The organism is Dechloromonas agitata is5, from assembly GCF_000519045.1.
Lineage (GTDB): Bacteria > Pseudomonadota > Gammaproteobacteria > Burkholderiales > Rhodocyclaceae > Azonexus > Azonexus agitatus.
In genome coordinates, this window is sequence record NZ_KI912532.1 from 1,764,486 (window position 1) to 1,778,893 (window position 14,408).

General features: G+C 62.8%; 17 protein-coding genes and 1 pseudogene. 15 read left to right on the top strand and 3 right to left on the bottom strand.

Annotated features, from left to right (window positions below; genetic code table 11):
* Positions 1 to 103 precede the first annotated feature (103 nt).
* Both K420_RS0108730 and K420_RS0108735 read right to left on the bottom strand, forming a co-directional pair.
* Positions 104 to 1,447, bottom strand: a complete 1,344-nt coding sequence (locus K420_RS0108730; RefSeq protein WP_027457720.1) for an ExeA family protein — start codon at positions 1,445 to 1,447, stop codon at positions 104 to 106.
* Positions 1,444 to 2,865, bottom strand: a complete 1,422-nt coding sequence (locus K420_RS0108735) for a sigma-54-dependent transcriptional regulator (protein WP_232422750.1) — start codon at positions 2,863 to 2,865, stop codon at positions 1,444 to 1,446. The genes K420_RS0108730 and K420_RS0108735 overlap by 4 nt, the downstream gene beginning before the upstream one ends.
* A 106-nt stretch (positions 2,866 to 2,971) precedes the next feature.
* Between K420_RS0108735 and K420_RS0108745 the strand changes: the two genes are divergently transcribed.
* From K420_RS0108745 to K420_RS0108815, 15 genes and pseudogenes are all read left to right on the top strand, one after another.
* The gene (locus K420_RS0108745) at positions 2,972 to 3,784 is read left to right on the top strand and encodes an ABC transporter ATP-binding protein (RefSeq protein WP_084019600.1); all 813 of its coding nucleotides are present in this window, start codon (positions 2,972 to 2,974) and stop codon (positions 3,782 to 3,784) included.
* Positions 3,777 to 4,571, top strand: coding sequence for a lipid asymmetry maintenance ABC transporter permease subunit MlaE (gene mlaE / locus K420_RS0108750; RefSeq protein WP_027457723.1), 795 nt, complete (start codon positions 3,777 to 3,779; stop codon positions 4,569 to 4,571). The genes K420_RS0108745 and mlaE overlap by 8 nt, the downstream gene beginning before the upstream one ends.
* A complete protein-coding gene (mlaD, locus tag K420_RS0108755; protein ID WP_027457724.1) occupies positions 4,568 to 5,038 on the top strand; it encodes an outer membrane lipid asymmetry maintenance protein MlaD in 471 nt (156 codons plus the stop codon). The genes mlaE and mlaD overlap by 4 nt, the downstream gene beginning before the upstream one ends.
* Positions 5,035 to 5,763, top strand: coding sequence for an MlaA family lipoprotein (locus K420_RS0108760; RefSeq protein ID WP_027457725.1), 729 nt, complete (start codon positions 5,035 to 5,037; stop codon positions 5,761 to 5,763). The genes mlaD and K420_RS0108760 overlap by 4 nt, the downstream gene beginning before the upstream one ends.
* A gap of 18 nt (positions 5,764 to 5,781) precedes the next feature.
* On the top strand, positions 5,782 to 6,393 hold the full coding sequence (locus K420_RS0108765) for an MlaC/ttg2D family ABC transporter substrate-binding protein (RefSeq protein WP_027457726.1): 612 nt from the start codon (positions 5,782 to 5,784) through the stop codon (positions 6,391 to 6,393).
* Complete coding sequence (locus tag K420_RS0108770; RefSeq protein WP_084019601.1) at positions 6,390 to 6,671, top strand: STAS domain-containing protein; 282 nt, start codon at positions 6,390 to 6,392, stop codon at positions 6,669 to 6,671. Before K420_RS0108765 ends, K420_RS0108770 begins: the two co-directional genes overlap by 4 nt.
* Positions 6,672 to 6,681: 10 nt before the next feature.
* Positions 6,682 to 7,368, top strand: a pseudogene (locus K420_RS18505) (ABC transporter ATP-binding protein); the annotation flags it as partial.
* Positions 7,369 to 7,397: 29 nt separating this feature from the next.
* Positions 7,398 to 8,150: an ABC transporter permease gene (locus K420_RS0108780; RefSeq protein WP_027457728.1), complete on the top strand. Its 753-nt coding sequence runs from the start codon at positions 7,398 to 7,400 to the stop codon at positions 8,148 to 8,150.
* A gap of 5 nt (positions 8,151 to 8,155) precedes the next feature.
* Positions 8,156 to 8,398 (top strand): BolA family protein, encoded by a 243-nt coding sequence (locus K420_RS0108785; protein ID WP_027457729.1) that lies wholly within the window; start codon positions 8,156 to 8,158, stop codon positions 8,396 to 8,398.
* On the top strand, positions 8,391 to 9,644 hold the full coding sequence (gene murA / locus K420_RS0108790) for a UDP-N-acetylglucosamine 1-carboxyvinyltransferase (RefSeq protein ID WP_027457730.1): 1,254 nt from the start codon (positions 8,391 to 8,393) through the stop codon (positions 9,642 to 9,644). Before K420_RS0108785 ends, murA begins: the two co-directional genes overlap by 8 nt.
* Before the next feature lie 238 nt (positions 9,645 to 9,882).
* On the top strand, positions 9,883 to 10,089 hold the full coding sequence (locus tag K420_RS0108795; protein WP_027457731.1) for a cold-shock protein: 207 nt from the start codon (positions 9,883 to 9,885) through the stop codon (positions 10,087 to 10,089).
* 168 nt (positions 10,090 to 10,257) lie between these two features.
* Positions 10,258 to 10,902: an ATP phosphoribosyltransferase gene (gene hisG, locus K420_RS0108800; protein ID WP_027457732.1), complete on the top strand. Its 645-nt coding sequence runs from the start codon at positions 10,258 to 10,260 to the stop codon at positions 10,900 to 10,902.
* 1 nt (position 10,903) lies between these two features.
* Entirely contained in the window at positions 10,904 to 12,208 is a 1,305-nt protein-coding gene (gene hisD / locus K420_RS0108805) for a histidinol dehydrogenase (RefSeq protein ID WP_198293820.1), read from the top strand.
* A 66-nt stretch (positions 12,209 to 12,274) separates the two neighbouring features.
* A complete protein-coding gene (locus K420_RS0108810; RefSeq protein ID WP_232422751.1) occupies positions 12,275 to 12,784 on the top strand; it encodes a chromate transporter in 510 nt (169 codons plus the stop codon).
* Positions 12,781 to 13,299: a chromate transporter gene (locus K420_RS0108815; protein ID WP_027457735.1), complete on the top strand. Its 519-nt coding sequence runs from the start codon at positions 12,781 to 12,783 to the stop codon at positions 13,297 to 13,299. Before K420_RS0108810 ends, K420_RS0108815 begins: the two co-directional genes overlap by 4 nt.
* Positions 13,300 to 13,314: 15 nt before the next feature.
* On the opposite strand, the gene hisC is transcribed toward K420_RS0108815, so the two are convergent.
* Complete coding sequence (gene hisC, locus K420_RS0108820) at positions 13,315 to 14,385, bottom strand: histidinol-phosphate transaminase (RefSeq protein WP_027457736.1); 1,071 nt, start codon at positions 14,383 to 14,385, stop codon at positions 13,315 to 13,317.
* Positions 14,386 to 14,408 lie beyond the last annotated feature (23 nt).

The following is a 14,408-nucleotide window of genomic DNA, read 5'->3' on the forward strand; positions in this document are numbered from 1 at the left end:
GCTTGGGCCTTGTCTGCGGTGGTGGCAAATGTTGTTTGCTTATCGTGCCGATGCTAGCACGTAAATCACCACTGCCGCATATTCCGCGCCCGCCTCGCGCCGCCTACTTCAACTTGCTGACCTGGCGGGGAAAGGGCTGGATGGCCTTGATCGATTCCGGCAGGGTCTGCATGGCCTGTGCCGCTTCTTCCCGGCTGTCGAAGTCGCCGTAGATGACGCCCAGCCGGTCGCGTCCGGAGAGGCTGGATCGATAGACGCGGAGATGGGCCGGTTCGAGGGCCGCGGTGGCGCGGGACAAGAAACCCTCGACCTCGCCGGTGTGCGTCGCATCGGTCGCCAGCAACTGGATGAAATAGCGGTTGCGTGGCGCGTCCTTGATCCATTCCTCGTACTGCGCCAGATGCTGGCGGGTGAGCGGGCCGAAGCGGATTTTTTCGCTGGCGGCCGGGCTCGGCGCCGCGGATTGTGCCGGCTTGGCGACCTCGGGCACCGGGGCGGGCGTTTCCGCTTGCTGGAGCATCGCTGCCTGGCGCGAACCCAGGGTGACGACCATGCCGATCAGCAGGGCGGCGATGCCGGCGCCAGCCAGGCCCCAAAGCAGGGGTTGGGCGTTCAAGCCAGCCTTGGCCTGCAGCGGGGAGAAGCGGGCATCCTGCTCGGCGGTGCGCACCTCGTCAGCGCCGACCTGGTGGCTGCCGTGCGAATAGGCGGCGAGCAGGGCTTTGTCGGCAATGATGTTGATACGCCGCGACAACCCCTCGGAAATCCGGGTAATCAGGCGAAGCGCCTCGTCGGAGAAGGGGTTTGGGCCGTGGTAGCCAGCCGCCCGCAGACGGAATTCGATATAGGCGGCAACGTCTGCCTGTTTGAGCGGTGCCAGGTTGAAGTGCTGGGTGATGCGTTCGCGCAACTGGCGCATGTCGGTCGCGGCGAGGCGCTCGTCCAGTTCGGGCTGGGCGAAGAGGGCGATCTGCAGCAGCTTGGTGGCTTTTGACTCCAGGTTCGACAGCAGGCGGATTTCTTCCAGCGACTCGGCCGGCATGGCGTGCGCTTCGTCGATCAGCAGCACAACACGCTTGCCTTCGGCGTAGCGGGCGATCAGTGCATCCTGCAAGGCGCGGGTCAGTGAATGCGTTGCCTTGCCGTCGGCCGGAATGCCCAGTTCATCGGCGATGGCGCCGAGGATTTCGCCGCGCGACAGAGACGGATTGGCCAGATACAGGGTTTCGACATGGGCTGGCAGCCGTTCAAGCAGCATGCGGCAGAGCATGGTCTTGCCGCTGCCCACTTCGCCGGTGACCTTGACGATGCCTTCATCCTGCGTGATGGCGTAGATCAGCGCGTCGAGCGTCGGGCCGCGATTGGCGCCGGTGAAGAAGAAATCGGTATGCGGCGTGATGCGGAACGGCGGTTCGCGCAGGCCGAAGTGCTCGAGGTAAAGGCTCATGGCCGATTCCAGCTTTCCATGCGGTTGTACAGGGTCGTGCGATTGATGCCGAGGCGGCGGGCCGCTTCGCTCATGTTGCCGTTGCTCAGGTCGATGGCCGCTTCGATGTAGCTGCGTTGCCATAGCTCCAGCGTGGTGTCGAGATTGAGGTGTCCGGCACGCTGGAGATGCTGGCGCGCGGCCTGGCGCACCTCGTCCGGCTGCGCTGCATCGAGACCGGCACCGGCCGGGGGTAGGGGCGTGCTGTCCGGGTAGTCAAGTTCGGCACGCAACTGCTCGGCGGCGACCGCCTGTCCGGCGTAGCGGGCAGTCAGCCGGATGATGATGTTACGCAACTCGCGGACATTGCCGGGGAAGGTGTAGTCCAGCCACAGCGACTGTGCATCCGGCGCCAGCGTGAAGGGTTCGGCGCGCACGGAAGCGGCGCAATGCTTGCGGAAATGTTCGAGCAGCAGCAGCCGGTCGAGGCCGGTTTCCCGCACCGGCGGGACGGCGACGGTGAACACCGACAGCCGGTGATAGAGGTCGGGCCGGAAGCGGCCGGCCTTCATTTCCTGGCGCAGGTCGCGGTTGGTGGCCGTGATGATGCGGGCCGTGGAAATCCGCGTCTGGGTTTCGCCGACGCGCTGGTACTCGCCATTTTCCAGCACGCGCAGCAGCTTGGGTTGCAGGTCGAGCGGCAATTCGCCGATTTCGTCGAGGAACAGGGTGCCGCTGTCGGCATCCTCGAAATAGCCGGCCTTGGCCGTGTGGGCACCCGTGAAGGCGCCCTTGGCATAGCCGAACAGCGTCGGTTCGAGCAGGGTGGGCGAGATGGCGGCGCAGTTCAACGCCAGGAAGGGTTTGTCGCGACGCTCCGTCAGGCGGTGCAGGTAATGGCTGGCGACGATGTCCTTGCCACTGCCCGATTCGCCCTCGATCAGTACCGGATAGGCCAGGTCGGCGTACTGTCCCAGTTGCAGGCGCAGGCGCTGCATGGGCAGGCTTTCGCCGATCAGGCCGCCCGGTGCGTCGTCGGTGGCCGGGGTGTCGAAGCGCAGGACCTGCCGGAAAAGCTCGGCCAGTTGCGCCGGATCGCAAGGTTTGGCGACGAATTCGACGGCACCCAGGGTGCGCGCATGGCGAGCGTTTTCATCGTCGCTCTGGCCGGATAGGACAATGATCTTCAGGTCGGGATGCAGGGCGAGCAGGTCGCCGATCAGTGCGAAACCTTCATCCGGCCGGTGCGGCAGGGGGGGCAGGCCGAGGTCGACCAGGGCGAGGTGAGGCGGGCTGCGCAGTTGCCGGACCAGGCTGCGGGCATGGGAGCGGGAGTGGCTGGTCAGGACGTCGTATTCCTGGGCGAAGGCGAAACCGAGTGATTCGCTGATCAGGGAATCGTCGTCGACAATCAGCAGGAGCGGCTTGGCGACTGGCAAGGGCGCAACATTCCATATGAAATTTTTCCGATTATAGCCTTGTCGTTTCCGGGCGACGGATGGGACTTCTGTTAAAATCGACAGACTTTTGTTTTGGGATTGCATTTTGTCCGACGACGTCCTGGTCGATATCGAGGACCTACACTTCACTTATGACGGCCGACCGGTGCTGCAGGGGATCAACATGAAGATCCCGCGCGGCAAGGTGGTGGCCATCATGGGCGGCTCCGGCTGCGGCAAGACGACGCTGTTGCGCTGCATCGGCGGTCAGTTGCGGCCCAGCGGCGGGCGCGTGCGCCTTGAGAAACATCAGGTATGCGGCATGTCGCAGGCCGAGTTGTACAACCTGCGTCGGCGCATGGGCATGCTGTTTCAGTTTGGTGCGTTGTTTACCGATATGTCGGTTTTCGACAATGTCGCCTTTCCGATGCGCGAACACACCGATCTGTCGGAGGAAATGATCCGCGATCTGGTGCTGATGAAGCTGGAAGCGGTTGGATTGCGTGGTGCGCACAAATTGATGCCGGGTGAATTGTCCGGCGGCATGGCGCGCCGTGTTGCCCTGGCCCGCGCCCTGGCCCTCGATCCGATGCTGGTCATGTACGACGAGCCGTTCACCGGCCTCGATCCGATTGCGCTTGGCGTGATCGGCCAGTTGATCCGCAAGCTGAACGATGCGCTGGGAGCGACTTCGATCATGGTCACCCACGACATCCAGGAATCCCTGCTCATCGTCGATTACATCTATTTCCTGAACGGCGGCCGCGTCGTCGCCCAGGGGACGCCGGACGAAATTCGCGCCTCGGCCGACCCCTTCGTGCACCAGTTCGTTCATGCCGAGCCCGATGGGCCGGTCCATTTCGATTATCCGGCGCCGTCCATCCGGCAAGAGTTCCTGTCCGGGGTGAGGCATGGCTAGGCCGGCCGATTTGTTGCGCAAGCTGGGGCATGCGACCGTTGAGCGCGTCTGGCGGCTGGGCTTTGCGGCGCGCTTCTTCTGGGTCGTGCTGCTCTATTCCGGTGCATCCTTCCGGCGTCTGCCGCTGACCTTGCGCGAGATCTATTTCAGTGGCGTGCTGTCGCTGATCATCATTCTCGTTTCCGGCCTCTTCGTCGGCCTGGTGCTCGGCTTGCAGGGCTTCGAAATCCTCCAGCGCTTCGGTTCGACCGAGGCGCTGGGGACGCTGGTTGCCCTGTCGCTGACCCGCGAACTGGGACCGGTGCTGGCGGCCATCTTCTTCGCATCGCGCGCCGGTTCGTCGGTCACTGCGGAAATCGGCTTGATGAAGGCGACCGAGCAACTGAAGGCGATGGACATGATGGCGGTCAATCCGATCGCCCGTGTCGTCGCGCCGCGCTTCTGGGGGGGCGTCATCTCGATGCCCTTGCTGGCGGCGATTTTCTCGGCGATGGGGGTGCTCGGTGGCTGGTTGATCGGTGTCGTCTTCATCGGTGTCGATGACGGCTCCTACTGGTCGCAGATGCAATCCAGCGTCGATTTCCGCTTTGATGTCTGGAATGGCATCGTCAAGAGCTTCGTTTTCGGTGTCGCGGTTTCGCTGATCGCCGTTTTCGAGGGGTATGACTCCGTGCCGACCGCCGAAGGCGTGTCGCGGGCGATCACGCGTACCGTCGTGACGTCCGTGCTGGCGGTGCTGGCCCTTGATTTCGTTCTGACATCGTTCATGTTCCGGGGAACTTCATGAACCGTACCGTACTCGACCTGTGGGTCGGCTTTTTCGTCGCGCTCGGCATTGCTGCCGTGATGTTTCTGGCTCTCAAGGTAGGCAACCTTTCTTCGGCGCGCCTGTCCGAGACTTATGTGCTGCAAGCCAAGTTTGATAACATTGGCGGCCTCAAGGTCCGCGGGCCGGTCAAAAGTGCCGGTGTCGTCGTCGGGCGGATTTCCGACATCCGCTTCGATGCGGAGACTTACGAGGCTGTCGTGGAAATGACGATCGATGGTCGCTACCGTTTCCCGAAGGATACCTTCGCCTCGATCTTCACGGCCGGCTTGCTCGGTGAGCAGTACATCGGCTTTGATGCTGGCGGCGACGAGAAAATGCTGCAGGCGGGCGATACCATCGCCAAGACGCAGTCGGCGGTCGTTCTCGAAAAGCTGATCAGTCAGTTTTTATTTAGCAAGGCAGCAGACGGACAGGACAAGAAATGACGAAAAGTCTCGGCTTATCTGGCATGCGCAAGACCTGGCAGTGGGCCGCCAGTGGTCTCCTCGCCCTGGCCTGCATGGGCGGCGCGCTGGCTGAAGAAAACCCGCACGACCCCTACGAGGGTTTCAACCGCTCGATGTTTGCCGTACATGAGGTCATCGACCAATACGCTGTAAAGCCGGTGGCGCAGGTTTACGACAACGTCGCCCCGTTGCCGGTCAAGGCCGGTGTCGGCAATTTCTTCGGCAACGTCGGCGACCTCTGGGTCGGCGTCAATAGCGCGCTGCAAGGCAAGTTCGGCGATGCCGGCGTTGATCTTGGCCGTTTGCTGGTGAATTCGACCGTCGGCATTTTCGGCCTCTTCGATGTCGCCAGCGAACTCGGGCTGGAGCGGCACGACGAGGATTTCGGCCAGACCATGGCGGTCTGGGGAGTCGATGGCGGCGGTTATCTGTTCTGGCCGGTGATCGGTTCGCGCACGGTGCGCGACACTTTTGGCTGGGGGGTTGACCTGATGGCCGATCCGGTCGGCTACGTCGATTCCGTTCCAGTGCGTAACAGCCTGCGCGGGCTGCGCATTGTCGACATCAGGGCCAGCTTGCTGCCGGCCGACAAGGTGGTCGAGGAGGCGGCTCTCGACAAGTACGCCTACATTCGCGACGCTTACCTGCAGCGTCGCCGCAACCAGATTTTCGATGGCCGCCCGCCGCGCCAGGATGACTACTGACCCAAACGTTTCAAAAAAATGAAGAAACTTATCGCCCTGCTTTTCTCTGGATTCGTCGCCACTGCTGCCGTCGCCCAGGAGGCACCGGATGTCCTGGTCCAGCGTGTTACCGAAGAGGTGCTGGAAATCGTCCGGCACGACAAGGATATTCAAAACGGTAGCACCAACAAGGTCATCGACCTTGTCGACAAGAAGGTCCTGCCGCATTTCAACTTTCAGCACATGACTGCGCTGGCGCTCGGCAAGGAGTGGCGCAAGGCCAATCCACAGCAGCAGCAGCAGTTGACGGCCGAGTTCAAGACGCTGCTCGTGCGTACCTACTCCAATGCGCTGACCAGCTATAAGAACCAGAAGATTGTCTACAAGCCCTTCAAGATGGCACCGGCCGATACCGACGTGCTGGTTCGTACCGAGGTTCAGCAGCCGGGCAGCAAGCCGGTTCAGCTCGACTACAGTCTGGAAAAGATGGAAGGCGGCTGGAAGGTGTATGACGTGGTCGTCGCTGGCATCAGCCTGGTCACCAATTACCGCGACCAGTTTGGCCAGGAGGTGCGCAATGGCGGCATCGACGGCCTGATTGCCTCGATTGCCAACAAGAACAAGTCGCTGGAAGCGAACCAGAAGAAATGATCGAACGTCAGAACGGGCGCCTGCGGGTTACGGCGCCCCTGGTCATGGCCAATGCGCGCGGCCTGCTCGATGCAGGCCGTTCTGCTTTGCAGCCGGGAGAGGTCGTTTTCGATTTTTCGGCGGTGAATGAAGCCGACTCCGCGGCGATTGCGGTAATGCTCGGCTGGTTGCGGGCGGCCGATGCTGCCGGCGCGCACGTCAAGTTTGCCCATATCCCGGCGGGTGTCCGTGCGCTGGCTGAACTGTACGGCGTGACCGATCTCCTGCCCCTGGCCTGACAGGGTGCGTATGCTTCCAGCCGTTTCCATCGTCGACGTCGTCAAGCGTTTTGGCACGCTACAGGCGCTGGCCGGGGTGTCGCTCGACATCGGGCAGGGCGAATTCTTCGGTTTGCTCGGGCCGAACGGCGCCGGCAAGACGACCCTGATTTCCTCCCTGGCCGGCCTGGTGCGTCCGGATTCCGGAACCATCCAGGTCATGGGGCATGACGTCATTCGCGATTTTCGCGAGGCGCGTCGACTGCTTGGTGTCGTGCCGCAGGAACTGGTATTCGATCCCTTCTTCAATGTGCGCGAAACGCTGCGCATCCAGTCCGGCTATTTCGGTATTCGTAAAAACGACGACTGGATCGACGAGATCCTGGCCAACCTCGACCTGACCGGCAAGGCCGACGTCAATATGCGCCGCCTGTCGGGCGGCATGAAACGTCGGGTGCTGGTGGCCCAGGCGCTGGTGCACAAGCCGCCGGTCATAGTGCTCGACGAGCCGACAGCCGGGGTCGACGTCGAGTTGCGCCAGGGCTTGTGGCAGTTCATCCGCCGCCTGAATGGCGAGGGGCACACCATCATCCTGACCACGCACTATCTCGAAGAGGCGGAAGCCCTGTGCAACCGCATCGCCTTGATGAAGCAGGGGCGGGTGGTTGCCCTCGATACGACGGCCAATTTGATGGCGGCACACCCGGGAGCATCGCTGGAAGAGGTTTTCGTGCGGACACTGCAATCGTGATCGGCTTCCTGACCCTCCTCGAGAAGGAATTCCTCCGCTTCTGGAAAGTGGCCTTCCAGACAGTGGCCGCGCCGGTGCTGACGGCCCTGCTCTACCTGCTCATCTTCGGTCATGTGCTGGACGACCATGTCCAGGTGCATGGCGTGCGGTACACCAGCTTCCTGATCCCGGGGCTGGTCATGATGCAGGTGCTGCAGAATGCCTTCGCCAATTCGTCGTCCAGCCTGATCCAGGCCAAGATCACCGGCTCCATCGTTTTCGTGCTGCTGCCGCCGATTCCCTACAGTGCCTTCTTTGCCGCCTACGTGCTGGCTGCCGTACTGCGTGGCATGATGGTCGGGCTCGGCGTGCTGCTGGCGACGGTCTGGTTCGTGGACCTGAAAATCGTCGCGCCGCTGTGGATCATGGCGTTTGCGATGCTCGGCGGCGGGTTGTTCGGTGCACTGGGCATGATCGCCGGTATCTGGTCGGAGAAGTTCGACCAGTTGGCCTCCTTCCAGAATTTCCTGATCATGCCGCTGACCATGCTGTCCGGCGTCTTTTATTCGATTTACACATTGCCTGCATTCTGGCAGGGCGTGTCGCATTACAATCCCGTTTTTTACATGATCGACGGCTTCCGTTACGGTTTCTTCGGCGTCTCCGATGTCGCGCCTGAAACCAGCCTGCTGGTCGTCGTCGCCTGCTTCGCCGTGGTGTCCTGGGGGACGCTGAGCCTGCTGAAGCGGGGCTGGAAGCTTAGAGCCTGAATACGATGCATCCCGAACACATCAAGCAACTCATCCTCGCCGGCATGGCCTGCGACTACCTCGAACTCGACGGTGACGGCCAGCATTTCCAGGCCATCATCGTGAGCAGCGAATTCGTCGGCAAGAATCGTGTGCAGCGCCAGCAGCGTGTTTACCAGACCCTGCAGGAAAAGCTGGCCACCGGGGAACTGCATGCCCTCTCCTTCAAGACCCTGACCCCGGAAGAATGGAGCACCCAGCGTGGATAAGCTGTTGATTGATGGAGGCAAGGCCCTCTCCGGCGAAGTCGCCATGTCCGGCGCCAAGAACGCCGCCCTGCCCATCCTGTGCGCCTCCCTGCTGACTGCCGAGCCGGTACATTTCACCAATGTGCCGCACCTCAACGATATCTCGACCATGCTGCGCCTGTTGGGCGATATGGGGGTCGGCGTGACGATGGAAGGGGTCGATGGCCTGGTCCTGAATGGCGGTGGCCTGAACAATCCGGTCGCCTCCTACGAGATGGTCAAGACCATGCGTGCCTCGATCCTGGTGCTCGGCCCGCTGGTTGCGCGCGGTGGCGAAGCGCGGGTGTCGCTGCCTGGCGGTTGCGCCATTGGCGCCCGGCCGGTCGATCAGCACATCAAGGGGCTGCAGGCGATGGGGGCCGAGGTCAAGGTCGAGCAGGGGTATGTGCATGCCAAGGCCAGCCGCTTGAAGGGGGCGCGCATCTGTACTGACATGGTCACCGTGACCGGTACCGAGAACCTGATGATGGCAGCCTGTCTGGCCGAAGGGGAGACGATCATCGAGAACGCCGCCCGTGAACCGGAGGTGGTCGATCTGGCCAATTGCCTGATTTCGATGGGCGCGCGCATATCGGGCGCCGGCACCGACGTCATCCGTATTCAGGGCGTGGACAAACTGCACGGGGCGACGCACGCCATCATGCCCGACCGTATCGAGACCGGTACCTATCTGTGTGCCGCCGCCATCACCGGCGGCGACGTCCGGCTCCTGAAGACCTCTGCTGCCTACCTCGATACCGTGGTCGACAAGCTGATGGATGCCGGTTGCGAGATTACCGTCGAGCGTGACGCCATTCGCTTGCAGGCACCCAAACGCCTCAAGGCCGTCAGTCTGCGGACTGCGCCATACCCCGCCTTCCCGACCGACATGCAGGCCCAGTTCATGGCCATCAACTGTGTTGCCGATGGTGTGGCGACCATCCGTGAGACCATCTTCGAAAACCGTTTCATGCATGTCAACGAGCTGATGCGGCTCGGGGCCAATATTCAGATCGAGGGCAACAACGCCATCGTGCGCGGCGTCGAGCGGCTGGAGGGGGCGACGGTCATGGCGACCGATCTGCGTGCCTCGGCGTCGCTGGTCATTGCCGGCCTGGTTGCCGAGGGGGAGACGCTGATCGACCGCATCTATCACCTGGACCGGGGTTACGAGCGCATCGAGGAAAAGCTGGCGCGCCTCGGCGCTTCGGTCAGGCGCGTGCGCTGATCGCGCCGTTGAAGGGGGCGCGGGTAGATCGGTGGCTTCGTCAGGAATGCAAATTTCAAGAAAATTTTGCATTCCCCGTAACGAATCGTCACAAAACACTTGGCGTAAGTCGTTTACTCCTCCATACTCCGAGGCTCGGGATTTCCAGGCAGTGTGTTGTTCCTGCACCGTAATCGGTTTGTCAGCTCCTCGGTCTTGGCTCTCGTAATTTTTTCAATCTTTTCCAAGGAAGCTACAAATGGCAACTGGTACCGTCAAATGGTTCAACGACGCTAAGGGTTTTGGTTTCATCTCTCCGGACGGCGGCGGCGAAGACCTCTTCGCTCACTTCTCCGCTATTCAGGGCAACGGTTTCAAGACCCTGGTCGAAAACCAGAAGGTCACCTTCGACATCGTGACCGGCCCGAAGGGCAAGCAAGCTGCGAACATCCAGAAGGCCGACTAAGTCGCCCTGCTGTTCGCGAAAAGCCCGGTTCGCCGGGCTTTTTTGCGTTTACGGAGTAGTCGGTTCGTCGGCCGTTAGTCAGGCTTAATTGCGGCGATAGGGCCAGAGGCGACCGGGCCTGTCGGCGCATGCGCTAAAATGCAGGCTTTGCTTTCAGGCGATCTGCCCGTGACGACCATCACCATCGCCCTCTCGAAGGGCCGCATCTTCGACGAAACCCTGCCGCTGCTCGCGGCGGCCGGCATCGTCCCGACCGAAAACCCGGAAACCTCGCGCAAGCTGATCATTGAGACCAATCAGCCACATGTGCGCGTCGTCATCGTCCGCGCCACCGACGTGCCGACCTACGTGCAGTACGGCGCGGCCGACATCGGCGTGGCCGGCAAGGACGTGCTGATCGAGCATGGCGGCGAAGGCCTCTACGCACCGCTCGACCTGAACATCGCCAAGTGCCGCATGATGGTCGCCGTGCCGGAAGGCTTCGACTACGCCAACGCCGTGCGCCAGGGTGCCCGCCTGAAGGTGGCGTCGAAATACACCAAGACGGCGCGCGAACATTTCGCCAGCAAGGGCGTGCATGTCGACCTGATCAAGCTCTACGGCTCGATGGAACTGGCGCCGCTGGCCGGTCTGTCGGATGCCATCGTCGACCTGGTGTCGACCGGTGGCACGCTGAAGGCCAACAAGCTGGTCGCGGTCGAGCACATCATGGACATCTCGAGCCGCCTGGTGGTCAACCAGGCCTCGCTCAAGGTCAAGCGCGAAACGCTGCAGCCGATCATCGATGCCTTTGCCGGGGCGGTGGAGAAATAACATGACGATTGCCATCCAGCGTCTGTCCACGGTCGACGCCGATTTCCTGTCCCAACTGAAGACCTTGCTCGCCTTCGAGGCGGCAGCCGACGAGAACATCGAGCGCACCGTCGCCAACATCCTGGCCGATGTGAAGACCCGCGGCGATGCGGCGGTGATCGAATACACCAACCAGTTCGACCGGCTGACCGCCAAGGCGATGATCGACCTGGAGCTGCGCCAGGACGAACTGCATGCGGCCCTCGACGGCCTGCCGGCCGAGCGCCGCGCCGCGCTGGAGGCTGCGGCTGGCCGTATTCGCGCTTACCACGAGCGCCAGAAGATGGAAGGCTGGTCCTACACCGAGGCCGATGGCACGATGCTCGGCCAGATGATCACCCCGCTCGACCGCGTCGGCCTCTACGTGCCGGGCGGTAAGGCGGCGTATCCATCGTCGGTGCTGATGAACGCGATCCCGGCCAAGGTCGCCGGCGTCAAGGAACTGATCATGGTCGTCCCGACGCCGGGCGGCGAAAAGAACCAGCTGGTGCTGGCCGCTGCCTGCCTGGCCGGGGTTGATCGCGTGTTCACCATGGGCGGTGCGCAAGCCGTCGGTGCGCTGGCCTACGGCACGCAGACCGTGCCGCAGGTGGACAAGATCGTCGGCCCGGGCAATGCCTACGTCGCCACGGCCAAGCGCCGCGTCTTCGGCATTGTCGGCATCGACATGGTGGCCGGACCGTCGGAAATCCTCGTTGTGTCGGATGGCTCGGGGAACCCGGACTGGGTGGCGATGGACCTCTTCTCGCAGGCTGAGCATGACGAACTGGCGCAGTCCATCCTGATCTGCACCAACGCCGCCTTCATCGAGCGCGTCCAGGCCAGCATCGAGAAGCTGCTGCCGACCATGCCGCGTCAGGAAGTGATCCGCACCTCGCTGACCAATCGCGGTGCGTTCATCCTGGTGCGTGACATGGACGAAGCCGTGGCCATCGCCAACCGCGTCGCGCCCGAGCACCTGGAACTGGCATTGGATAACCCGGATCCGTGGGTCGGGAAGATCCACCACGCTGGCGCCATCTTCATTGGTCACTACACCTCGGAGTCGCTCGGCGACTACTGCGCCGGTCCAAACCATGTGCTGCCGACCTCGGGCTCGGCCCGCTTCTCCTCGCCGCTCGGCGTGTACGACTTCCAGAAGCGGACCAGCCTGATCAAGGTGTCCAAGGTCGGTGCACAGACGCTAGGCAAGATCGCCTCGACCCTGGCCCAGGGCGAGGGCTTGCCGGCGCACGCCAAGTCGGCTGAGTTCCGGCTGGAAAACTGAGAAAAAGTATTGTCCACCGCAGCAATGCCTGAATCCCAAAGCCGCCCGGACCTCCGGGCGCTTTTTTTGGGTTTTTCGTCGGTTGGTCTTTCCGGCTTTGGTGGCGTACTGCCCTTCGCGCGCCGCATGCTGGTCGAAGAGCGGCGCTGGATGACGGCCGAGGAGTTCAATGCCCAGCTCGGTTTGTGCCAGTTTTTGCCCGGGCCCAACGTGATCAACCTGGCGGTCGTCGTCGGCAAGCGCTATCAGGGGCTATATGGCGCCATCGTCGCGCCGCTTGGCCTGCTCGCCGGGCCGCTCGCCATTGCGCTGCTGCTCGCCTTGCTCTATGACGTCTATGGCAGTCTCCCGGTCGCGCAGGGCATGTTGCGCGGTATCGCCGCCGTCGGTTGTGGGCTGTTGCTCGCCATGGCTTGGCGCATGGGGATGGCGATCAAGGAGAAGCGTTGGTTCCTGCCCTTCTCTGTTATGGTCGTCGGTGCCATCGCCGGCCTGCGCTGGCCGATGCCCTGGGTCATGCTGGCCGGGCTGATCCTGTCTGGCGGCGTGGCCTACTGGCGTTTGGGTCGGAAATGATCGTCGTTCAGCTCTTTCTCGATTTTGCCCTGCTGTCCTTCGTGGCGTTTGGTGGCGCCACCGCGCTCCTGCCGGAGATGCACCGGGTCGTTGTCGAGAATCATCATTGGCTGGACGATGCGACTTTTACCCACCTCTACGCCATCGCCCAGGCTGCGCCAGGGCCGAATGTGCTGGTCGTGACGCTGATCGGCTGGAAGGTCGCCGGGCTGGCCGGTGCGCTGGCTGCCACTACCGCCATGTGCCTGCCGATGAGCATTGTGATTTATCTGCTGATCGATCGTTGGGAGGGGTTTGCCGGCAAGCGCTGGCAGCGGGCGATCAGCCTTGGCGTATCGCCTTTGGCGGTGGGGCTGATTTTTTCAGGTGCGACGCTGATCGCGCAGGCTGCCGATTTTGGCTGGGCCGCCTGGCTGCTGGTGGTTGCCACCGTCATGGCCAATTTGCGGCTGAAACTCCATCCGCTGTGGTTCATCGCGGCCGGCGCCGCCCTCGGGTTGGCCGGCCTGGTTTGATCGGGCGTCGTTGATTCAGCCGAGAATCTGGCGCAGGGCCTCCGCCAGCGCCCGGCATTCGTCATCGGTGCCAACCGTGATGCGCAGGAACTGGTCGATGCGCGGCAGCTTGAAGTGGCGGACGATGATGCTGCGGTCGCGCAGCGCCTTGGCCAGTTCCGCGGCGTCGTGCTGCGCATGGCGGGCAAAGATGAAGTTGGCGGCCGACGGCAGCACGTCGAAGCCGAGCTTGCTCAGGTCGGTGGTCAGGGTGTCACGGGTGGCGATGACCTTGCGACAGCAGTCGGCGAACCAGGCGTCGTCCTCGATGGCGGCGACGGCGCCGGCGATGGCCAGGCGGTCGAGCGGGTAGGAGTTGAAGCTGTTCTTGACCCGCTCCAGCGCTTCGATCAGGTCCGGGTGGCCGATGGCGTAGCCGACGCGCAGGCCGGCCAGCGAGCGGGACTTGGACAGCGTGTGAATGACCAGCACGTTGTCGAAGCGGCGGGTGAGCGGGATCGCCGTCGTGCCGCCGAAGTCGATGTAGGCCTCGTCGACCACGACGACCGAATCCGGGTTGGCGCGAGCGATGTCGGCAATGGCGTCGAGCGCCAGGACGCGGCCCGTTGGTGCATTCGGGTTGGGAAAGATGATGCCGCCGTTGGCGCGGCCGGTGTAATCCGCCGGATTGATCGTGAAATCATCGGCCAGCGGCACGGTCGCGTAATCGACGCCATACAGGCCGCAATACACCGGGTAGAAGCTGTAGGTGATGTCCGGGAACAGGATCGGCGCGTCGTGTTTGAGCAGGGCCTGGAAGACGTGCGCCAGTACCTCGTCCGAGCCGTTGCCGACGAAGACCTGATCTGGCGTTGCGCCATGGCGGCGAGCGACGGCCTGCTTCAGCAGGTCGGCATTAGGGTCCGGGTACAGGCGCAGGCGCGCCGCATCGTCGCCGAGTTCCGCCTGGATCGCCGCCAATACCCTGGGTGAGGGCGGGTAGGGGTTCTCGTTGGTGTTCAGCTTGATCAGGTTGGCGATCTTGGGCTGTTCGCCCGGCACGTAGGGGGTGAGGTCGCGGACGACCTGGCTCCAGAAGCGGCTCATGGGGTTTTCACGAAAGGCGTAAA